We start from the raw sequence: 21,761 nt of genomic DNA on the forward strand, positions 1-21,761 counted from the left end.
CGATGCGCGACTGCAAGACGGCTGTCTTCCTCACCCACGACGGCGTGGAACTGCTCTATCGCCACTGGCCCGCCAGCCAACCTGGCGACGGCCCGCGCAAGGCGGTGGTGATGTTCCACCGCGGCCACGAGCATGGCGGGCGCATGGCCCACCTGCCGGCCGAACTGGACCTGCCCGACTACGACTTCTTCGCCTGGGATTCCCGCGGTCATGGCCTGTCGCCCGGCGCCCGCGGCGACAGCCCGAGCTTCGCCACCAGCGTGCGCGACGTGCAGACCTTCCTCGACCATATCAGCGCGACACACGCCATCCAACAGACCGATATGGCGGTGCTGGCGCAGAGCGTCGGCGCGGTGATCATCAGCACCTGGGCCCACGACTACGCGCCCAAGGTGCGCTGCCTGGTGCTAGCCTCGCCGGCGTTCAAGGTCAAACTCTACGTACCTTTCGCCCGCCCGAGCCTGAAGCTGCTGCGCCAGTGGCGCGGTAATTTCTTCGTCAACAGCTACGTCAAGGCGCGTTTCCTCAGCCACGATCCGGAGCGCATCGCCTCGTTCGAGAACGACCCGCTGATCACCCGGCCGATCTCGGTCAACATGCTGCTCGGCCTGTACGACGCTGCCGAGCGGGTGGTGGCCGATGCCCAGGCGATCCAGGTGCCGACCCAGCTGCTGATCTCCGGCGCCGACTTCGTCGTGCACCGCCAGCCGCAGGAGCAGTTCTTCCAGCGCCTGGGCAGCCTGCGCAAGGAGCAGCACATCCTCCCCGGCTTCTTCCACGACACCCTTGGCGAGCGCGATCGCGCGCATGCCCTGAGCCGGGCGCGGCGCTTTATCCTGGAAAGCTTCGAGCAGCCGGCCACGCGGCCTTCGCTGCTGGATGCCGACCGCTGCGGCTGGAGCTGCGCCGAAGCCGAGAGCCTGGCCGCGCCACTGCCGAAGAACTCGCTGGGCGACCTGTACTGGCGCACCACTCGCGCCGGCCTCAAGCTCGGCAATGGGTTGTCCGACGGCGTGAAGCTGGGCTTCGAAATCGGCTTCGACTCCGGCAGCACTCTGGACTACGTCTACCGCAACCAGCCGTCCGGCAAGTCCGCCTTGGGCCGTCTGATCGATCAGAACTACCTCAACTCCATCGGCTGGCGCGGCATTCGCCAGCGCAAGGTGCATGCCGAAGAGCTGCTGCGCCTGGCCATGGGCCGGCTGCGCGAAGCGGGCAGGGCGGTACGCATCGTCGATATCGCCGCCGGCCATGGCCGCTACATCCTCGAATCGCTCGAAGGGCTGGAGCACAAGCCGGACTCGATCCTGCTGCGCGACTACAGCGACATCAACGTGCGCGACGGCAGTGCGCTGATCGAGCAGAAGGGCCTCGGTGACATCGCTCACTTCGTCAAAGGCGATGCCTTCGACAAAGCCGACCTGGCTGCTCTCGAGCCCAAGCCGACCCTGACGGTGGTCTCCGGCCTGTACGAGCTATTCGGCAGCAACCAGATGATCGGCGACTCGTTGGCCGGCCTGGCTGCGGCGGTCGAGGAGGGCGGCTACCTGGTCTACACCGGCCAGCCCTGGCATCCGCAGCTGGAGCTGATCGCTCGCGCCCTGACCAGCCACCGCCAAGGCCAGGCCTGGGTCATGCGCCGCCGTAGCCAGGCAGAGATGGACCAGCTGGTCGAGGCCGCCGGCTTCCGCAAGCTGGAACAGCGCATCGACGAATGGGGCATCTTCAGCGTGTCCCTGGCCCAGCGGGTGTCCTGATGCAGGCTGCCCGCGAGACCGGATTGTGGAAGCGCGGGGTCCTCTGGCTGTTGCTGCTCGCCCCACTGTTCTTCGCCAGCTACGGCTTCGCCAACTGGCTGACCGCGCAGCGCGACGACGTCGGCAGCCTGGTGTTCGCCTGGGAAAGCGTGACGCCGCTGTGGGCCTGGACCATCGTGCCCTACTGGTCGATCGACCTGCTCTATGGCTTGTCCTTCCTGCTCCCGGCCACGCGCCGGGAGATGGACCGGCATGCCCTGCGTCTGCTCAGCACGCAGATAATTTGCGTCGCCTGCTTTCTGCTCTGGCCGTTGCGCTTCACCTTCGAGCGCCCGGAGCTGAGCGGCTTCTTCGGCTGGATGTTCGATGTACTGATGGGCTTCGACAAACCGTTCAACCAGGCGCCCTCGCTACATATCGCGCTGCTGGTGGTGATCTGGACGATGTTTGCCCGGCATACCCGCGGCGTGCTGCTGCGCGGACTGCTGCATGGCTGGATGGCGTTGATCGGCCTGTCGGTACTGACCACCTGGCAGCACCACTTCATCGACGTGCCGACCGGCGCCCTGGCCGGCTGGCTGTGCGTCTGGCTGTGGCCGGTCGAGGGCCGTAGCCCGCTGCACAACCTGCGTCTGGTCCGCGAGCCGCAGCGTTGGCGCCTGGCCCTGCGCTATGGGCTGGGCAGCGCCGTCTGCGCCGCCCTGGTGGTCAATCTCGGCGGCGCCTGGCTATGGCTGTTGTGGCCCTGCGCCTCGCTGCTGCTGGTCGCGCTGAACTACGCGCTGTTCGGCGCCGCCGGTTTCCAAAAGCGCGCCGACGGCTCGCTCGGCTCCGCCAGCACCTGGCTGCTCGCCCCCTACCTGCTCGGCGCCTGGATCAACTCGCGACTGTGGACGCGCAAGCATCCGCAGCCGGATCAGGTGGTGGAGGGCATCTGGCTCGGTCGTGTGCCAAGCGCAGATGAAGCAGCGCCCTTCGCCGCGGTGCTGGACCTGAGCGCCGAACTGCCGGTCCACCTGCCCGGCAAGACCTATCGCAACCTGCCGCTGCTCGACCTGGTCGCACCGAATACCGAGGCCTGCCGCCAGGGCGCCGAGCTGATCGAGCAACTGCGCCAACAGGGGCCACTGCTGGTCTGCTGCGCCCTCGGCTACTCGCGCAGCGCCACCCTAGTCGCCGCCTGGCTGCTGCATAGCGGCCGCGCCAGTAGCGTCGAGCAGGCCATCGAGCTGATCCGTGCCGCACGCCCGCAGATCGTGCTCGGCGAAGCGCAGCGCCTGGCGCTGCAGGGGCTGCTGCAGCCGACCGTGAGCCTGGAGGTGGCGCATGGCCTCTGAGATGCAACTGGCCCTGGTCGCCGCCCTGCTGCGTCGCGGCCGTGGCCTGGACCTGCTATCCAACGCCCTGACCCTGCTCGCTCTCGCCTACGGCCTGGCGCCGCTGCTCGGCGCGCCACACAGCGCCGCCAGCAGCCTGCTCTGCGGCCTGCTGGTGATGCTCGGCCTAGCGCAGAAGTACTGGGCCATCCGCGTGGCGCTGGATGCCGAGCTGTTCGCCCGCCTGGCCGCCGATACTGCACACCTGGCCGAGCACACCAGCGACCTGGACCAGGCGCTGCACAGCCTCGGCCTGCAGCCCGCCAGCACTCAACCACGCGACTGGCAGGAGCGCTGCCGCGGCGCCGTGCGCCTGCTGCGTCTGCAGGCCGCCTGGCTAGTCGCCCAACTGCTGCTGGCCCTCAGCATCATTCTCGCCACACCCTGGCTTTCCCTGGCTGGATAAAGGAGTCAGATCCATGCTCGCTTCGCTTACCGCCTTCGCCATCACCTCGGCGGCTCGTCTGCTGACCGGCGCCCGCGCCCTCTGGCTGGGCTGCACAGCCCAACCGGTACAGCGCCTGTACTACGCCAACCACAGCAGTCACGGCGACTTCGTTCTGCTGTGGGCCTCGCTGCCGCCGGAACTGCGCCGGCGCACCCGCCCGGTGGCCGGCTCCGACTACTGGATGAGTGGCGACCTGCGCCGCTTCCTGATCCGCGATGTATTCAACGGCGTACTGGTCGATCGTGAGCAGCGCTCGCCACAGACCAACCCGCTGCAGTCGATGCTCGAGGCGCTGGACCAGGGCGACTCGCTGATCATCTTCCCCGAAGGCACGCGCAACCTCACCGAGGAACAGCTGCTGCCGTTCAAGAGCGGCCTGTTCCACCTGGCCCAGGCCAAACATGAGGTGGAGCTGGTCCCAGTGTGGATCGCCAACCTCAACCGGGTGATGCCCAAGGGCAGGGCGCTACCGCTGCCGCTGCTGTGCACCCTGAGCTTCGGCGCGCCGCTGCAGCGCGTGGCGGGTGAGGACAAGGCTGCCTTCCTCGAACGCGCCCGCAACGCCCTGCTGGAACTGGCCCCGGAGGTAGTCTGAGATGGATCGCAACACAATCCTGCTGTTCGCCGGCATCGGCGCCGTACTGCTGATCGCCACCCTGATCGCCCGCGTCCTGCGCCATCGAGCCGGTGAAGTACCCAATGCGGTAATCGAGAACCTCAATGCGCGCATCGATGCCTGGTGGGTGATGGTGCTGGTCATCGGTATCGCCTTCCTGTTCGGCAACAACGGCGTAGTCCTGCTGTTCTACTTCGTGTCGTTCTATGCCCTGCGCGAGTTCCTCACCCTGACGCCGACCCGGCGCAGCGACTACCCGGCGCTGGTGGCAGCCTTCTACTTCGCCCTGCCGATGCAGTACCTGCTGATCGCCCTGGACTGGTACGGCCTGTTCGCCATCTTCATTCCGGTCTACCTGTTCCTGCTGCTGCCGATCCTCGCCTCGCTGGCCGGCGATACCACGCGCTTCCTCGAACGCGCCTCGGAAGTGCAGTGGGGGCTGATGATCGCGGTGTACTGCGTATCCGCGGTGCCGGCGCTGCTGACCCTGGATATCCCCGGCTACGAAGGGCGCAACCTGCTGCTAATCGCCTGGCTGATCATCGTCGTGCAACTGTCGGACGTGCTGCAGTACGTCTGCGGCAAGCTGGCCGGCAAGCGCAAGATCGCGCCCAAGCTGTCGCCATCGAAGACGGTGGAAGGCTTTGTCGGCGGTGTGGCCCTGGCCAGCCTGGTCGGCGCTTCGCTGTTCTGGATCACCCCGTTCAGCTTCTGGCAGGCCGCGCTGATGGCGCTGACCGTCAACCTGCTGGGCTTCGCCGGCGGCCTGGTGATGTCGGCGATCAAGCGCGACCGTGGAGTGAAAGACTGGGGCCACATGATCGAGGGCCACGGCGGCATGCTCGACCGCATGGACTCGGTGTGCTTCGCCGCGCCGATCTTCTTCCACTTCGTGCGCTACTGGTGGGCGTGAGTCTGCATGGCTGTCGCCCCTCACGGGCGGCAGCCTGAACCCCAGCCATAAATCGCAGGCAATAAAAAACCCGCCGAGGCGGGTTCTTTAAGACCTTCCGACATCCTGTCGTTTGCCATCCTGGCGCGGTCTGTCTTCCGTGACCCGGGACATCCAATTCCCGGCAGGTGTGTGCAGATTAGTTGCCAGGGCCGGTCGGCAAAAGAGCGCCAGACCGCCTTGTCGTGTAAGCCTTTGGCTATAGAGCCCCACTCAAAAACAAACCGGGAGCTAGGCTCCCGGTTGTGCAGATCAATGCGGCTGGGTCAGCGTCAGGCGCATATGGCGGTTCACATCCTTGTACAACAGGTAGCGGAAGCGACCGGGGCCACCGGAGTAGCAGGCCTGCGGGCAGAAGGCGCGCAGCCACATGAAGTCACCGGCTTCCACCTCGACCCAGTCCTGGTTCAGGCGGTACACCGCCTTGCCTTCCAGCACATACAGGCCGTGCTCCATCACGTGGGTTTCGGCGAAGGGAATCACGCCGCCCGGCTCGAAGTTGACGATGTTGACGTGCATGTCGTGGCGCATGTCGGCCATGTCGACGAAGCGGGTGGTGCTCCAGCGGCCTTCGGTATCCGGCATCACGCGCGGCTCGATGTCCTGCTCGTTGGTGACGAAGGCTTCCGGCAGCGGTACGCCGTCGACGCGCTGGTAGTGCTTGCGGATCCAGTGGAAGCGGGTGTGCTGGCCACTGGTGTTGCGCACCTTGTAGTCGGCGCCCGGCGGAATGAAGGCATAGCCGCCCGGTTGCATGGTGTGCATCTGGCCCTGCAGGGTCAGGCTCAGCTCACCTTCGACGATGAACAGCACGGCCTCGGCATTGATGTCCTGCTCAGGCTTGTCGCTGCCGCCGTTGGGGGCCAGCTCGACGATGTACTGCGAGAAGGTCTCGGCGAAGCCCGACAGCGGGCGGGCGATGACCCACATGCGCATGTTGTCCCAGAAGGGCAGGTGGCTGGTGACGATGTCACGCATCACACCCTTGGGGATCACGGCATAGGCTTCGGTGAACATGGCGCGGTCGGTCAGCAGCTCGGTCTGAGCCGGATGACCACCATGCGGCGCATAGTAGGACGTCTTGGACACGGGAGGTCTCCTGTTGGTATTCAGCTCCCGGCGATGTCGTTCATCTTCCGGGGCGGCGTCCGGCAGTCATCGAATGGCCGGAGGCACGGGGCGAATCCAAGATATCCAGCGCCTCCATCATCGACAAATTAAATGTTGGGATGCGCCACATTCAATTATCGAATTCACTCCCAACGACGCTTAGCGCTGCTCAGATACCGCTCTCTTGCTCCAGCAAGGTCGAGAACGACTCCGCCAACGCAGTGATCACCGGCCCGGCGCTGGGCCGATGGATGATCGCCACCTCGAACATGTCCACCTCCGGCAAGCCGGCAGAATCCGGCAGGACCAGGTGCTCGCCGGTCACTGCGCGTAGCGGTAGGAGACCGATGCCCATGCCATCGGCAATCGCCTCCTGGATGCCACTCAGGCTGGAGCTGGTGAAACTGATCCGCCAGCGCCGGCCGACCGACTCCAGGGCCGCGATCATCTCGTCGCGGTACAGGCCTCGCGGCGGGAAAGTCACGATCGGCAGCGGGTCGAGATCGAATGCTGGGCTACGCAGGCTATCCACCCAGCGCGTCTTCTCCGTCCAGCGTGCTACCGCATCGCGGCTATTGCGGCGCTGCTTCAACAGCACCAGATCCAGCTCACCGCGATCGTAGCTGCCGGCCAGATCGCGACTGAGCCCGGCGGTGACTTCCAGCTTGATGTGCGGAAAGCGCCGGCTGAATTCGGCCAGGTGCCGGGTGGTACGGCCGGCGGCAAAGTCGTCCGGCACGCCGATCCGCACGATGAGCGAGACGCTCGCGCCATCCAGCGCCTCATGCAGCTCATCGTTCAGCGCCAGGAGCCTACGCGCATAGCCCAGCACCGTCTCGCCGGCATCGGTGGGCAGTACATCGCGGTTGCCACGCTCCAGCAGGCGATGTCCGGCCAGCTCTTCGAGGCGACGAACCTTCTGGCTGACGGTCGATTGCGTGGAGCTCAGCCTCAGCGCGGCGGTGGTAAAGCTGCCGCAATCGGCGACCGTCACCAGCGCTCGCAACAGGTCGAGTTCGAACAGACGTCCATTCGATCTATCTATGTGGCCCATGCCTGCATCCATTTTCTTAATCCGCATTCTGGGGGTTTTAGCAGGGCAGCCCAGGCAGCGGCAACAGTGGCTTGGGTTCTGCTAGCGAGCAGATAAAAAAGCCCCTGGTAGCGCTGCTAGCAGGGGCTTTTTTGTATGGGCACTTACGTGCCCATTGAGATGGATCAGAAGTCCAGGTTCGACACCGCCAGGGCGTTGGATTCGATGAAGTCGCGGCGCGGCTCCACGGCATCGCCCATCAGGGTGTTGAAGATCTGGTCGGCCGCAATGGCGTCCTCGATGGTCACCTTGAGCATGCGGCGCACGGTCGGGTCCATGGTGGTTTCCCACAGCTGCTCGGGGTTCATCTCACCGAGACCCTTATAGCGCTGGATGCTGTGACGCTTGGTGCTCTCGACCTTCAGCCACTCGAACGCATCCTTGAAGGTGGAAACCGCCTTCTTGCGCTCGCCGCGCTGCACATAGGCCCCTTCTTCCAGCAGGCTGTTGAGCTGGTCGCCCAGAGCGGTGACCGACTTGTAGTCGTTGCTGGCGAAGAAATCGCGGTTGAAGGTGATATAGCTGGAAAGACCGTGGGCCAGTACTTCCACCTCTGGCAGCCAGAGGTGACGCTCGCGATCTTCACGCAGGCTGGCGGTGTAGGTCTGGCCGGACTTCTCGGCGCCCTTCAGGCGCGCCTGGAAGGCCTCGAGCCAGCTCTGCATGGCGGCCTGGTCGGCCAGCTGTTCCACCGATACGCGCGGCAGATAGACCATGTGCTCGGTGATGTCCTGCGGGTAGACACGGGACAGACGGCCGAGGGTCTTGATCACCGCACGATACTCGTTGACCAGGCTTTCCAGCGCAGCACCGGACAGCCCCGGGGCGTTCTCGTTGACGTGCAGGCTGGCATCTTCCAAGGCCGACTGGGTCATGTATTCGTCCATGGCCTCGTCGTCCTTGATGTACTGCTCCTGCTTGCCTTTCTTCACCTTGTACAGCGGCGGCTGGGCGATATAGATGTAGCCACGCTCGACCAGCTCCGGCAGCTGACGGAAGAAGAAGGTCAGCAGCAGGGTACGGATGTGCGAACCGTCAACGTCGGCATCGGTCATGATGATGATGTTGTGGTAACGCAGCTTGTCGATGTTGTACTCCTCGCGGCCGATGCCACAGCCGAGGGCGGTGATCAGCGTGCCGACCTCCTGGGAGGAGAGCATCTTGTCGAAGCGAGCCTTCTCGACGTTGAGGATCTTGCCCTTGAGCGGCAGGATCGCCTGGGTCTTGCGGTTACGGCCCTGCTTAGCAGAACCGCCCGCGGAGTCACCCTCCACTATGTAGAGTTCGGACAGCGCCGGATCTTTTTCCTGGCAGTCAGCCAGCTTGCCGGGCAGGCCGGCGATGTCCAGCGCGCCCTTGCGGCGGGTCATCTCGCGGGCCTTGCGCGCGGCTTCGCGGGCGCGCGCGGCGTCGATCATTTTGCCGACCACGGCCTTGGCTTCGTTGGGGTTCTCCAACAGGAAGTCGCCGAAGTACTTGCCCATTTCCTGTTCGACCGCGGTCTTCACCTCGGAGGAGACCAGCTTGTCCTTGGTCTGCGAGCTGAATTTCGGGTCCGGCACCTTGACCGAGATGATCGCGGTCAGGCCTTCACGGGCGTCGTCACCGGTGGTGGCGATCTTGAATTTCTTCGCCAGACCTTCGGCTTCGATGTAGTTGTTCAGGTGGCGGGTGAGGGCAGAGCGGAAACCGGCCAGGTGGGTACCACCGTCACGCTGCGGAATGTTGTTGGTGAAGCAGAGGATGTTCTCGTTGAAGCTGTCGTTCCACTGCAGCGCCACTTCCACGCCAACGCCGTCTTCCTCACGCTGGATATTGAAGTGGAACACCTGGTTGACGATGGTCTTGTTGGTGTTCAGGTACTCGACGAAGGCCTTCAAACCGCCCTCGTACTTGAACAGCTCTTCCTTGCCGCTGCGTTCGTCCTTGAGGACGATACCGACGCCGGAGTTGAGGAAGGACAGTTCGCGTAAGCGCTTGGCCAGGATGTCCCAGCTGAAGTGGATGTTCTTGAAGGTCTCGTCGGACGGCTTGAAGTGGATCTGCGTGCCAGTCCCTTCGCTGTCGCCGACCGGTGCCAGGGGTGCCTGCGGCACGCCGTGCACGTAGGTCTGTTCCCAGATCTTGCCGCTGCGGCGGATGGTCAGGACCAGTTCCTTGGACAGGGCATTCACCACGGAAACACCCACGCCGTGCAGGCCGCCGGAGACCTTGTAGCTGTTGTCGTCGAACTTACCGCCGGCGTGCAGTACGGTCATGATGACCTCGGCCGCAGAGACGCCTTCTTCCTTGTGCGTATCCACCGGAATGCCGCGACCATTGTCGCGCACGGAGATGGATTCGTCGGGATGGATGGTGATGCTGATCTCGGAGCAATGGCCGGCCAGCGCTTCGTCGATGGAGTTGTCCACCACCTCGAACACCATGTGGTGCAGGCCGGTGCCGTCATCGGTGTCACCGATGTACATGCCCGGGCGCTTGCGTACGGCATCCAGACCTTTGAGTACCTTGATACTCGAGGAGTCGTACGTGTTGTTCTCGTCGCTCATGCGTTCACTCCCGATGCGGTGATCACTCCATGTTCCACGTGGAACATGGCGACCGGCGTGTCCGTGCGCCAGCCATCCTTCAAATATTCGTGGTCGACACAGGTGATGAACACCTGGCACTGCAAATCGTCCAGCAGGCGGCACAGGGCCTGTCGATGTCGCTCATCCAGCTCCGACGGCAGGTCGTCCACCAGATAGATGCATTGGCCTTGTTTGGCCTGGTTCAGCAGATGCCCCTGGGCGATGCGCAAAGCGCAGACCACCAGCTTCTGCTGACCGCGGGACAATATCTCCGCGGCGTTATGAGCCCCCAACCGCAAACGTAAATCGGCACGTTGCGGACCGGCCTGGGTATGTCCGAGCTGTTGGTCACGGAGCAGGGTAGTGGCCAGTACATCAGCCAGCGGCTTGTCCTTGTCCCATCCCCGGTAGTAACTGAGGGTCAGTCCCTCAAGTTCCACCAGCTCGCTCAGCACCCGTTCGAAAACGGGTTTTAGGGCCTGGATATAGGCCCGGCGATAGCCGTCCAACTCGTCGCTGGCCAGGCACAATTCCCGGTCCCAGGCCGCTTGCGACGCGGCGTCCAGTGTACCATGCCGCAGCCACGAGTTCCGCTGCCGCAGGGCCTTCTGCAGGCGCTGCCAGGCCGGCAGGAAGCGTTGTTCCACGTGGAACACTCCCCAGTCGAGGAACTGCCGGCGCACTTTGGGTGCCCCCTCCAGCAAACGGAAGCTGTCCGGATTGATCACCTGCAACGGCAGCAGCTCGGCGAGCTGCGCCGTGCTACGTGCGTTCTGCCCGTCGACGCGGATCTGCAGCTCACCCTGGCGATCACGGGAAATTCCCAGATTGCTGTGCAACCCATCGTCTCGATTGACCTGGCCGAACACGGTGCAGGCCGGCTGCTCGTACTGAATCATCGGCTGCAGTTTGTTACTGCGGAACGAGCGAGCGAGACCCAGCAGGTGGATAGCTTCAAGCAAGCTGGTCTTGCCGCTACCGTTGGCGCCGTGAAGGATATTGATGCGGGGGGAGGGGGAGAGCGTCACCGGGTGCAGGTTTCGCACCGCGGTGACGGTGACGCGGGAAAGGGACATTCAGAACTGGATTACAGACGCATTGGCATGACGACGTAGGAAGAGTCGTCGTTGTCGGCTTCCTGCACCAGGGCGCTGCTGTTGGCGTCGGACAGAATCAGACGCACCTGCTCGGTGGTCATCACTCCCAGTACGTCGAGCAGGTAGCTGACGTTGAAACCAATCTCCAGTGAGCTGCCGTTGTAGTCGACGGCCACTTCTTCTTCGGCCTCTTCCTGCTCCGGGTTGTTGGCCTGGATCTTCAGTTGGCCGCTGGCCAGCTGCAGGCGAATGCCGCGGTACTTCTCGTTGGACAGGATCGCGGTACGACTGAAGGCTTCGCGCAGGGCCTGGCGATCGCCAACCACCAGCTTGTCGCCGCCGCGCGGCAGCACGCGCTCATAGTCCGGGAACTTGCCGTCGACCAGCTTGGAGGTGAAGGTGAACTCGCCGGTGGTGGCGCGAATGTGGTTCGCCCCCAGCACGATGGCCACTTCGCCGTCCTGCTCGGTGAGCAGACGGGCCAGTTCGAGAATACCTTTGCGCGGCACGATCACCTGGTGCTTCTCGGTGTGCTCGATCGACGCCTGCATGGCGCACATGGCCAGGCGGTGACCGTCGGTAGCGACGGCGCGCAGTACGCCGGTCTGCACTTCGATCAGCATGCCGTTGAGGTAGTAGCGCACGTCCTGCTGGGCCATGGCGAAACTGGTGCGGTCGATCAGGCGACGCAGCTTGCTCTGCACCAGATTGAAGGTCAGCGAACCCGGGCCTTCCTCGACAGTGGGGAAGTCGTTGGCTGGCAGGGTGGACAGAGTGAAGCGGCTGCGACCGGCCTTGACCACCAGCTTCTGCTCGTCGACACGAATGTCGATCAGCGCATCGCTCGGCAGGCTCTTGCAGATGTCCATCAGCTTGCGCGCCGGCACGGTGATCTCGCCCGGCTCGGCGCTATCTTCCAGCGTCACCCGACCGACCAGCTCGACTTCCAGGTCGGTACCGGTCAGCGACAGCTGCTGGCCTTCGACGACCAGCAACACGTTCGACAGGACCGGCAAGGTCTGGCGGCGTTCGACGACGCCGGCGACCAGTTGCAGGGGTTTCAACAGGGCTTCGCGTTGAATAGTGAAATGCATGGTCTCGTCCCTTGCCTTGTGGGCTGCGTATCAGGTGGTCAGGGTGCGCAGCAGGTTCTTGTAGTCCTCGCGGATGTCCGCGTCGGCTTCCCGCAGTTCAGCAATCTTACGACAGGCGTGCAGCACTGTGGTGTGGTCTCTTCCGCCAAAAGCATCGCCGATTTCCGGCAGGCTGTGGTTGGTCAGTTCCTTGGACAGGGCCATGGCAACCTGACGTGGCCGCGCCACCGAACGGGAGCGCCGTTTGGAGAGCAGATCGGAAATCTTGATCTTGTAGTACTCGGCCACCGTGCGCTGGATATTGTCCACGCTGACCAGCTTGTCCTGCAGGGCGAGCAAGTCTTTCAACGACTCGCGGATCAGCTCGATGCTGATCGGCTGGTTGGTGAAGTGCGAGTGAGCGATAACGCGCTTCAGCGCGCCCTCCAGCTCACGCACGTTGGAGCGGATGCGCTGGGCGATGAAGAAGGCGGCGTCGTGCGGCAGATCGACTTTGGTCTGCTCGGCCTTCTTCATCAGAATCGCAACGCGGGTCTCCAGCTCCGGCGGCTCCACCGCTACCGTCAGGCCCCAGCCGAAGCGCGACTTCAGTCGCTCCTCGAGACCTTCGATCTCCTTGGGGTAGCGGTCGCTGGTGAGAATTACCTGCTGGCCACCTTCGAGCAGCGCGTTGAAGGTGTGGAAGAACTCCTCCTGGGAGCGCTCCTTCTTGGCGAAGAACTGGATATCGTCGATCAGCAACGCATCGACCGAGCGATAGAAACGCTTGAACTCGTTGATCGCGTTGAGCTGCAGCGCCTTGACCATGTCCGCCACGAAACGCTCGGAATGCAGGTACACCACTTTGGCGTTGGGGTTCTTCTTCAGCAGGTGGTTGCCCACCGCGTGCATCAGGTGGGTCTTACCCAGGCCGACGCCACCATAGAGGAACAGCGGGTTGTAACCGTGCTTGAGGTTGTCCGCCACCTGCCAGGCCGCGGCACGGGCCATCTGGTTGGACTTACCCTCGACGAAGTTCTCGAAGGTAAAGGTGCGGTTCAAGTAGCTGGTGTGCTTGAGCGCGCCTTCAACCTGAACGGTGCGTTCGGTCGGGCGACTGGCAGCCGGCGTCGGTGCCACCGCAAACAGATCGCCAGTAGGCGGCTCGTCGACCACCGCGACCGGAGCAGGTGCGGGAGCGACAGGTGCAGCACTATTAATAGAAGGCGCTGGCGCAGCCATACGCGGAGCGGCACGCTGCTTACTACCGATCAGCAGCGAAAGTGCAGGGGCCAGGCCATTGGCACGCTCAGCGAGCAACTCGAGCAGGCGTACCATGTACTTCTCATTGACCCAGTCGAGCACGAAGCGATTGGGCGCATAGACGCGTAGCTCGTCACCAGCCGACTCCACCTGCAGGGGGCGGATCCAGGTGTTGAATTGTTGAGCGGGCAACTCGTCGCGAAGCAGCTCCACACACTGCTGCCAAAGTTCTATGGACACTGATATCCCCTGGGATCGCTACGGTTTGCAAAGCTAAAAACAGCCCGCATTGTAGCCCTCAAGGCTGATAGTTATCCACACGAATGCGCGATTTCAGCTGAATAAAATCAACGATTTATTTATGTTTCCGCTCTTCCCGCCGAATCTGCGGAAAGCTGTGGATAAAGGTAACCATAAGTCCGTGGAAAAGCGGGGTGCAAAGCTATGGAGAAGTGTCCCTGTGGGTAAAACTGACTTTCCTGCACAGGTCATGCACCTGCTGCGAACACCCCATACACCCTTTGCGGACAAGCTTATCCTTCGCTGTAAGACAGGCAGAGCGTTGGCTGGAGTGGCTTTTCCACAGCCAGGTAGGGCACTAAATAAGAGCTACTAGAACAAGCTCTTAAAGATTTTCTTTCCTTTCATCTTTCTTTACTCATTCCCGACTGGTTGGAAATTGACCTGGCGTCTCGGTTTCACTAGAATCGCCGGTCTCTTTAAACGGGGTCCATCCAGGTCCCGTATGGACCCACCAGGTAGATCGCCATGAAACGTACTTTCCAACCCAGCACCCTCAAGCGCGCTCGCGTCCACGGCTTCCGTGCCCGTATGGCCACCAAGAACGGCCGCGCCGTTCTGTCCCGCCGTCGTGCCAAAGGCCGCAAGCGTCTGACCGTCTGATAATCCGGAACGGATGGTGAGTCGAGACTTCAGTCGGGAAAAGCGTCTGCTAACTCCCCGGCACTTCAAAGCGGTATTTGACTCACCCAGCGGCAAGGCTCCAGGCAAGAACGTCCTGCTCCTCGCTCGCGCCAACGATCTAGACCATCCCCGCCTGGGGCTGGTGATCGGCAAGAAAAGCGTCAAGCTCTCCGTCGAACGCAACAGACTCAAGCGCGTGATCCGGGATTCGTTCCGGCTCAACCAGGAGTCGCTCGGCGGTCTGGACATTGTCGTGGTGGCCCGCAAAGGGTTAGGCGATCTGGACAACCCGGAACTGCATCAGCAGTTCGGCAAACTCTGGAAGCGCCTGGCCCGACAGCGCCAAGATGCCGCCCCTCCCGGGGTAAGCGACAGCTCCCATGCGTAAACTGGCCATCCTACCGATCCAGTTCTACCGCTACGCCATCAGCCCCTTGATGGCCAATCACTGTCGCTTCTATCCCAGCTGCTCCTGCTACACGCAACAGGCCATTGAAACCCATGGCGTGCTGCGTGGTGGCTGGCTCGGCATTCGCCGCCTGAGCCGCTGCCATCCTTGGAATCCCGGTGGTTACGATCCGGTTCCAGCTCCTTCCTCCCCTTCGATGACCGAGTAATCCATGGACATCCAACGCTCGATCCTGCTCGTCGCCCTGGCCATCGTGTCGTACCTGATGGTTCTGCAGTGGAACGAGGACTACGGCCAAGCCGCTATCCCGGCTACCGCCAGTGCCACCGTGGGCGGCAAACCTGCCGCGACCCTGCCGGACACTCCGGCCAGCAACAGCGCCGATGACGTGCCGACCGCCAATGGCGAAGCCAATCCGCAGCTGGCTGCACCGGCTGCCGTCAGCGACGAGCTGGTCCGTATCAAGACCGATGTGCTCGATGTGGCCATCGATCCGCGTGGTGGTGACATCGTGCAGCTGACCCTGCCGAAGTATCCGCGCCGTCAGGATCGCCCGGATGTTCCGTTCCAGCTGTTCGATAACGGTGGCGAGCGTACCTACCTGGCGCAGAGCGGCCTGATCGGCAGCAACGCACCGGACAAGTCCAGCGGCCGTGCCCTGTGGAACAGCGACCAGCGCAGCTACGAGCTGGCCGATGGCCAGGACCAGCTGGTGGTCGAGCTGAAGTACAGCGAAGCCGGGGTCAACTACGTCAAGCGCTTCACCCTCAAGCGTGGTCAGTACGACCTGGGCGTGACCTACAAGATTGACAACCAGAGCGGCCAGGCCTGGAGTGGTAACTTCTACGCCCAGCTCAAGCGCGACAACAGCGCCGATCCTTCGTCGACCACCGCTACCGGCACCGCCACCTACCTGGGCGCCGCGCTATGGACCGCCGAAGAGCCTTACAAAAAGGTGAAGATGGGTGACATGGACGAGAAGAGCCTGCGCGAGACCGTGCAGGGAGGCTGGGTCGCCTGGCTGCAACACTACTTCGTCACCGCCTGGGTTGCCGACAAGAACGACAGCAACAGCGTGCAGACCCGCAAGGACAGCCAAGGCAACTACATCATCGGCTTCACCGGCCCGCAGCTGAGCGTCGCCGCCGGCGCCAGCGCCGAGACCGGTGCCGTGCTGTATGCCGGTCCGAAGATCCAGGATCACCTCAAGGCGCTGTCCCCGGGCCTGGAGCTGACCGTCGACTACGGCATCCTGTGGTTCATCGCCCAGCCGATCTTCTGGCTGCTGCAACATATCCACAGCCTGCTGGGTAACTGGGGCTGGTCGATCATCGCCCTGACCATCATCATCAAACTGGCCTTCTTCCCGCTCTCCGCCGCCAGCTACAAGTCCATGGCCCGCATGCGCGCCGTGTCGCCGAAGCTGCAGGCGCTGAAGGAACAACATGGCGACGATCGCCAGAAGATGTCCCAGGCGATGATGGAGCTGTACAAGAAGGAGAAGATCAACCCGCTCGGCGGCTGCCTGCCTATCCTGGTACAGATGCCGGTCTTCCTGGCCCTCTACTGGGTGCTGCTGGAAAGCGTCGAGATGCGCCAGGCCCCGTGGCTGGGCTGGATCACCGACCTGTCGATCAAGGATCCGTTCTTCATCCTGCCGATCATCATGGGCGCCACCATGTTCATCCAGCAGCGCCTCAACCCGACGCCGCCGGACCCCATGCAGGCCAAGGTGATGAAGCTGATGCCGATCATCTTCACTTTCTTCTTCCTCTGGTTCCCGGCGGGTCTGGTGCTGTACTGGGTGGTCAACAACGTCCTGTCCATCGCCCAGCAGTGGTACATTACCCGCAAGATCGAGGCCGCGACGGCGAAAGCCTGAGTCCGCTGAAGCTGCACAAGACGCCCCCTCGTGGGGCGTTTTGCTATCCGCAAGATATCCACAGTCGAGAAACCGATCATGTCCACCGTTCGCGAAACCATCGCCGCCGTCGCCACCGCCCAGGGTCGCGGGGGCGTCGGCATCGTGCGCGTCTCCGGGCCACAGGCGCGCCCCATCGCCATCACCCTGGCCGGGCTGGAGCCCAAGCCGCGGCATGCCCACTACGGCCCCTGGCACGACGACGATGGCGAGGTGATCGATCAGGGCCTGCTGCTGTTCTTCCCCGGCCCAAATTCCTTCACTGGTGAAGACGTGCTGGAACTGCAGGGCCATGGCGGCCCGGTGGTGCTCGACATGCTCCTGCAGCGCTGCCTGCAGCTCGGCGCCCGCCAGGCCAGGCCGGGTGAGTTCAGTGAGCGTGCCTTCCTCAACGACAAGCTCGATCTGGCTCAGGCCGAGGCTATCGCCGACCTGATCGAAGCCAGCTCGGCCCAGGCCGCGCGCAATGCCCTGCGTTCGCTACAGGGCGAGTTCTCGCGCCGCGTGCATGAGCTGACCGAGCGCCTGATCCAGCTGCGCATCTATGTCGAAGCCGCCATCGACTTCCCCGAAGAGGAAATCGACTTCCTCGCCGATGGCCATGTGTTGAGTCAGCTCGATGGCGTACGCGAGTACTTATCCACAGTACTGCGCGAGGCCGGCCAGGGCGCCCTGCTGCGTGACGGCATGAACGTGGTGATCGCCGGCCGCCCCAATGCCGGCAAATCCAGCCTGCTCAATGCCCTGGCCGGGCGCGAGGCGGCGATCGTCACCGATGTCGCCGGCACCACCCGCGATGTACTGCGCGAACATATCCACATTGATGGCATGCCACTGCACGTGGTGGATACCGCCGGACTGCGCGATACCGACGACCAGGTCGAGCGCATCGGCGTGGAACGTGCGCTCAAGGCCATCGGCGAGGCTGACCGTGTGCTGCTGGTAGTCGACGCCACCGCACCGGAAGCTGCCGATCCTTTCGCCCTGTGGCCGGAGTTCCTCGACGCCAAGCCCGATCCGGCGCGCGTCACCCTGATCCGCAACAAGGCCGACCTGTCCGGCGAAGCGGTGCTGCTGGACACCTGTGAGGATGGCCACGTGACTATCGCGCTCTCCGCCAAATCGACTCAGGGCCTGGACCTGCTGCGCGAGCACCTCAAGGCCTGCATGGGCTTCGAACAGACTGCCGAGAGCGGCTTCAGCGCTCGTCGTCGTCACCTGGAAGCACTGCGCCAGGCTCAGGCCAGTCTGGAGCATGGGCGCAACCAGCTGACCCTGATGGGTGCCGGCGAGCTGCTGGCCGAAGACCTGCGCCTGGCTCAGCAGGCCCTCGGCGAGATCACCGGCGCGTTCAGTTCGGATGACCTGCTGGGACGCATTTTCTCCAGTTTCTGCATCGGCAAGTGATCCTGAACCCTGTGGAAAACCCGGCCTGAACCCAGTCGATAAGCCTGGTCATAACTCGTTGAAAAACTGCCCTGTGTATAAGATGCATTTTAATCCACAGGAGTTATCCAGCTTGCCCAGCGGTTAGGGCCAGGAATGGCACAGCCTTATACATCGCTGCAGGCCTATCAGGATAAGGGCTACAGCGATCTATCCACAGAAAAGGCGTTGCTAAGGAATAAACATAAAAAATAAGCTTTATAAAATTTCTCTCTTTTATTCTCTATTTTCCTAAAAGCTCACCGGCTGGCTATTTTTTGTCCAGAAGGCTTCATTCGGTGAGGGCAACTCCCTATACTTGCCACCCTTTCCCGCTTTCCAATCAAAAGCCCCCTTTCTCAACAGGCATCGAGGTGCGTGGTGGATTTCCCTTCCCGTTTTGACGTGATCGTGATCGGCGGCGGCCATGCCGGCACCGAGGCCGCATTGGCGGCCGCACGCATGGGCGTGAAGACCCTGCTGCTGACCCACAATGTGGAAACCCTCGGCCAGATGAGCTGCAACCCGGCCATCGGCGGCATTGGCAAAAGCCACCTGGTCAAGGAAATCGATGCCCTGGGCGGCGCCATGGCTATCGCCACCGACAAAGGCGGCATCCAGTTCCGTGTGCTCAACAGCCGCAAGGGCCCGGCCGTACGAGCCACTCGCGCCCAGGCCGACCGTGTGCTGTACAAGGCGGCCATCCGCGAGATCCTGGAGAACCAGCCGAACCTGTGGATATTCCAACAGGCGGCGGACGACCTGATCGTCGAGCAGGAGCAGGTCAAAGGCGTGGTCACCCAGATGGGCCTGCGCTTCCATGCGGATAACGTGGTGCTGACCACCGGTACCTTCCTCGGTGGACTTATCCACATCGGCCTGCAGAACTATTCCGGCGGCCGCGCCGGTGATCCGCCCTCCATTGCCCTGGCCAAGCGCCTGCGTGAGCTGCCGCTGCGTGTCGGCCGCCTGAAGACCGGTACCCCGCCGCGCATCGATGGCCGTTCCGTAGACTTCTCGGTGATGACCGAGCAGCCGGGCGATACGCCGATCCCGGTGATGTCCTTCCTTGGCAACAAGGAACAGCACCCGGCCCAGGTCAGCTGCTGGATCACCCATACCAACGCGCGTACCCACGAGATCATCGCCAGCAACCTGGATCGCTCGCCGATGTACTCGGGCGTGATCGAAGGCATCGGCCCGCGCTACTGCCCGTCGATCGAGGACAAGATCCATCGCTTCGCCGACAAGGACAGCCACCAGGTGTTCCTCGAGCCGGAAGGCCTGACCACCCACGAGCTGTACCCCAACGGCATCTCCACCTCGCTGCCGTTCGACGTGCAGCTGGAGATCGTCCGCTCGATCCGCGGCATGGAGAACGCGCATATCGTGCGTCCCGGCTACGCCATCGAGTACGACTACTTCGACCCGCGTGACCTCAAGTACAGCCTGGAGACCAAGGTCATCGGCGGCCTGTTCTTCGCCGGGCAGATCAACGGCACCACCGGTTACGAAGAGGCCGGTGCCCAGGGCCTGCTGGCCGGCTGCAACGCTGCGCTGCGCGCCCAGGGCAAGGACGCTTGGTGCCCGCGTCGCGACGAGGCCTATATCGGCGTACTGGTCGACGACCTGATTACCCTGGGTACCCAGGAGCCGTACCGCATGTTCACCTCGCGCGCCGAGTACCGCCTGATCCTGCGCGAGGACAACGCCGACCTGCGTCTGACCGAGAAGGGCCGCGAGCTGGGCCTGGTCGACGACGTGCGCTGGGCCGCCTTCGAGGCCAAGCGCGAGGGCATCGTCCAGGAAGAGCAACGCCTGAAGAGCACCTGGGTGCGCCCGGGTACGCCGCAGGGTGATGCCATTGCCGCGCGCTTTGGCACGCCGCTGGCCCACGAGTACAACCTGCTCAACCTGCTGGCCCGCCCGGAGATCGACTACGCTGCCCTGGCCGAAGTGACCGAAGCGCCGGCTATCGATGCTCAGGTCGCCGAGCAGGTCGAGATCAAGACCAAGTACGCTGGTTACATCGACCGTCAACAGGACGAGATCGAGCGCCTGCGTGCCAGCGAGGACACCCGCCTGCCGGCTGACCTCGACTACAGCAGCATCTCCGGCCTGTCCAAGGAGATCCAGCACAAGCTAGGCAACACCCGTCCCGAGACTCTCGGCCAGGCCGGTCGTATCCCCGGCGTGACCCCGGCAGCCATCTCCCTGCTGCTGATCCATCTGAAGAAACGCGGCGCCGGCCGCCAGCTGGAGCAGAGCGCCTGATGTCCGTGGTCACCCAACGCCATGCCGATGAACTCGCGCAGGGCGCGCAGACGCTTGGCGTAACGCTCACTGCCCAGCAGCACGAACAGCTGCTCGGCTATCTGGCCCTGCTGATCAAGTGGAACAAGGCCTACAACCTGACCGCCGTGCGCAATCCGGACGAGATGGTCTCGCGCCATCTGCTCGACAGCCTCAGCGTCGTGCCCTTCGTCGCCCAGCATGGCGACAACTGGCTGGACGTCGGCAGTGGCGGCGGCATGCCCGGCATCCCGCTGGCCATCCTGTTCCCCGAGCGCCGCTTCACCCTGCTCGACTCCAATGGCAAGAAGACCCGCTTCCTCACCCAGGTGAAGCTGGAGCTCAAGCTGGCCAACCTGGAAGTTGTCCACAGCCGGGTCGAGGAGTTCCAGCCGCAGCAGCCGTTCACCGGCATCTGCTCGCGAGCCTTCAGTTCGCTGGAAGACTTCAGCAACTGGACCCGCCATCTCGGTGACGCCGACACCCACTGGCTGGCGATGAAGGGCGTGCAGCCCGACGACGAGCTGCAGGCGCTGCCGGCGGACTTCCGTCTGCAAAGCTGCGATGTGCTCAAGGTTCCCGGTTGCCAAGGCCAGCGCCATCTGTTGATACTGCGTCGCTCGGTCTAGGGGGAAGCCAAGATGGCCAAGGTATTCGCGATCGCCAATCAGAAAGGCGGGGTCGGCAAGACCACCACCTGCATCAACCTGGCCGCCTCGCTGGTCGCCACCAAGCGCCGCGTGCTGTTGATCGACCTCGATCCACAGGGCAACGCCACCATGGGCAGTGGTGTGGATAAGCAGACCCTGGAGCACTCCATCTACGACGTGCTGATCGGCGAGAGCACCGTCGGTGAGGCCATGCAGTTCTCCGAGCACGGCGGCTACCAGCTGCTGCCGGCCAACCGCGACCTGACCGCCGCGGAAGTCGCGCTGCTCGAGATGAAGATGAAGGAGAGCCGCCTGCGCTATGCCCTGGCGCCGATCCGCGAGAACTACGACTACATCCTCATCGACTGCCCGCCAGCGCTGTCCATGCTCACGGTCAACGCCCTGGTCGCCGCCGATGGCGTGATCATCCCCATGCAGTGCGAGTACTACGCACTGGAAGGCCTGAGCGACCTGATGAACAGCATCCAGCGCATCGGCTCGCTGCTCAACCCGAGCCTGAAGATCGAAGGCCTGCTGCGTACCATGTACGACCCGCGCATCAGCCTGACCAACGATGTCAGCGCCCAGCTCAAGGAACACTTCGGCGATCAGCTGTACGACGCCGTGATCCCGCGCAATGTGCGCCTGGCTGAGGCGCCCAGCTTCGGCATGCCGGCGCTGGCCTATGACAAGCAATCCCGCGGCGCCATCGCCTACCTCGCCCTGGCCGGCGAACTGGTGCGCCGCCAGCGCTCTGCCGCGAAAACCGCAACCGCATAAGGAAT

General features: G+C 63.4%; 19 protein-coding genes. 13 read left to right on the forward strand and 6 right to left on the reverse strand.

Features of this window, described 5'->3' with window-relative positions; translation table 11 throughout:
• Window positions 1-2: 2 nt before the first annotated feature.
• Genes IP89_RS21580 through IP89_RS21600 form a run of 5 tightly spaced genes read left to right on the forward strand, consistent with a single transcriptional unit; the run spans window position 3 to window position 5,110 of the window.
• The gene (locus IP89_RS21580) at window positions 3-1,757 is read left to right on the forward strand and encodes a bifunctional alpha/beta hydrolase/class I SAM-dependent methyltransferase (protein WP_043311952.1); all 1,755 of its coding nucleotides are present in this window, start codon (window positions 3-5) and stop codon (window positions 1,755-1,757) included.
• Window positions 1,757-3,094 carry a phosphatase PAP2/dual specificity phosphatase family protein gene (locus IP89_RS21585; protein ID WP_043311953.1) on the forward strand — a complete coding sequence of 446 codons (1,338 nt, stop codon included), beginning with the start codon at window positions 1,757-1,759 and terminating at the stop codon, window positions 3,092-3,094. The genes IP89_RS21580 and IP89_RS21585 overlap by 1 nt, the downstream gene beginning before the upstream one ends.
• Complete coding sequence (locus IP89_RS21590) at window positions 3,084-3,539, forward strand: hypothetical protein (protein ID WP_043311954.1); 456 nt, start codon at window positions 3,084-3,086, stop codon at window positions 3,537-3,539. Before IP89_RS21585 ends, IP89_RS21590 begins: the two co-directional genes overlap by 11 nt.
• 13 nt (window positions 3,540-3,552) lie before the next feature.
• The gene (locus IP89_RS21595; RefSeq protein ID WP_043311955.1) at window positions 3,553-4,176 is read left to right on the forward strand and encodes a 1-acyl-sn-glycerol-3-phosphate acyltransferase; all 624 of its coding nucleotides are present in this window, start codon (window positions 3,553-3,555) and stop codon (window positions 4,174-4,176) included.
• Window position 4,177: 1 nt separating this feature from the next.
• The gene (locus tag IP89_RS21600; protein ID WP_043311957.1) at window positions 4,178-5,110 is read left to right on the forward strand and encodes a phosphatidate cytidylyltransferase; all 933 of its coding nucleotides are present in this window, start codon (window positions 4,178-4,180) and stop codon (window positions 5,108-5,110) included.
• 291 nt (window positions 5,111-5,401) lie between these two features.
• Here the strand turns inward: IP89_RS21600 and IP89_RS21605 are convergent, their stop codons facing one another.
• The 6 genes from IP89_RS21605 to dnaA form a co-directional block, all read right to left on the reverse strand.
• Window positions 5,402-6,238, reverse strand: a complete 837-nt coding sequence (locus IP89_RS21605; protein ID WP_043311959.1) for a bifunctional allantoicase/(S)-ureidoglycine aminohydrolase — start codon at window positions 6,236-6,238, stop codon at window positions 5,402-5,404.
• Window positions 6,239-6,428: 190 nt separating this feature from the next.
• The gene (locus IP89_RS21610; RefSeq protein ID WP_043311960.1) at window positions 6,429-7,313 is read right to left on the reverse strand and encodes a LysR substrate-binding domain-containing protein; all 885 of its coding nucleotides are present in this window, start codon (window positions 7,311-7,313) and stop codon (window positions 6,429-6,431) included.
• Window positions 7,314-7,477: 164 nt separating this feature from the next.
• The gene (gene gyrB / locus IP89_RS21615) at window positions 7,478-9,901 is read right to left on the reverse strand and encodes a DNA topoisomerase (ATP-hydrolyzing) subunit B (protein WP_043311962.1); all 2,424 of its coding nucleotides are present in this window, start codon (window positions 9,899-9,901) and stop codon (window positions 7,478-7,480) included.
• The gene (recF, locus tag IP89_RS21620; RefSeq protein ID WP_043311964.1) at window positions 9,898-10,998 is read right to left on the reverse strand and encodes a DNA replication/repair protein RecF; all 1,101 of its coding nucleotides are present in this window, start codon (window positions 10,996-10,998) and stop codon (window positions 9,898-9,900) included. Before recF ends, gyrB begins: the two co-directional genes overlap by 4 nt.
• A gap of 11 nt (window positions 10,999-11,009) precedes the next feature.
• Complete coding sequence (dnaN, locus tag IP89_RS21625; RefSeq protein ID WP_043311966.1) at window positions 11,010-12,113, reverse strand: DNA polymerase III subunit beta; 1,104 nt, start codon at window positions 12,111-12,113, stop codon at window positions 11,010-11,012.
• Between the two features lie 30 nt (window positions 12,114-12,143).
• Window positions 12,144-13,595, reverse strand: a complete 1,452-nt coding sequence (dnaA, locus tag IP89_RS21630; protein WP_043311967.1) for a chromosomal replication initiator protein DnaA — start codon at window positions 13,593-13,595, stop codon at window positions 12,144-12,146.
• Between the two features lie 528 nt (window positions 13,596-14,123).
• On the opposite strand from dnaA, the gene rpmH reads away from it, so the two are divergent.
• The 8 genes from rpmH (at window position 14,124) to IP89_RS21670 (ending at window position 21,756) form a co-directional block, all read left to right on the forward strand.
• Window positions 14,124-14,258: a 50S ribosomal protein L34 gene (rpmH, locus tag IP89_RS21635; protein WP_021702523.1), complete on the forward strand. Its 135-nt coding sequence runs from the start codon at window positions 14,124-14,126 to the stop codon at window positions 14,256-14,258.
• A 13-nt stretch (window positions 14,259-14,271) separates the two neighbouring features.
• The gene (gene rnpA, locus IP89_RS21640; RefSeq protein WP_043311969.1) at window positions 14,272-14,667 is read left to right on the forward strand and encodes a ribonuclease P protein component; all 396 of its coding nucleotides are present in this window, start codon (window positions 14,272-14,274) and stop codon (window positions 14,665-14,667) included.
• Window positions 14,660-14,896: a membrane protein insertion efficiency factor YidD gene (yidD, locus tag IP89_RS21645; RefSeq protein ID WP_043311970.1), complete on the forward strand. Its 237-nt coding sequence runs from the start codon at window positions 14,660-14,662 to the stop codon at window positions 14,894-14,896. The genes rnpA and yidD overlap by 8 nt, the downstream gene beginning before the upstream one ends.
• A gap of 3 nt (window positions 14,897-14,899) precedes the next feature.
• Complete coding sequence (gene yidC / locus IP89_RS21650) at window positions 14,900-16,570, forward strand: membrane protein insertase YidC (protein WP_043311972.1); 1,671 nt, start codon at window positions 14,900-14,902, stop codon at window positions 16,568-16,570.
• A 78-nt stretch (window positions 16,571-16,648) separates the two neighbouring features.
• A complete protein-coding gene (gene mnmE / locus IP89_RS21655; protein ID WP_043311973.1) occupies window positions 16,649-18,016 on the forward strand; it encodes a tRNA uridine-5-carboxymethylaminomethyl(34) synthesis GTPase MnmE in 1,368 nt (455 codons plus the stop codon).
• Window positions 18,017-18,415: 399 nt separating this feature from the next.
• On the forward strand, window positions 18,416-20,308 hold the full coding sequence (gene mnmG / locus IP89_RS21660) for a tRNA uridine-5-carboxymethylaminomethyl(34) synthesis enzyme MnmG (RefSeq protein ID WP_043311974.1): 1,893 nt from the start codon (window positions 18,416-18,418) through the stop codon (window positions 20,306-20,308).
• On the forward strand, window positions 20,308-20,955 hold the full coding sequence (gene rsmG, locus IP89_RS21665; RefSeq protein WP_043311975.1) for a 16S rRNA (guanine(527)-N(7))-methyltransferase RsmG: 648 nt from the start codon (window positions 20,308-20,310) through the stop codon (window positions 20,953-20,955). Before mnmG ends, rsmG begins: the two co-directional genes overlap by 1 nt.
• A 12-nt stretch (window positions 20,956-20,967) precedes the next feature.
• A complete protein-coding gene (locus IP89_RS21670) occupies window positions 20,968-21,756 on the forward strand; it encodes a ParA family protein (protein ID WP_043311976.1) in 789 nt (262 codons plus the stop codon).
• Window positions 21,757-21,761 lie beyond the last annotated feature (5 nt).

Origin of the sequence: Pseudomonas sp. ML96 (genome assembly GCF_000761545.1) — a bacterium.
Lineage (GTDB): Bacteria > Pseudomonadota > Gammaproteobacteria > Pseudomonadales > Pseudomonadaceae > Aquipseudomonas.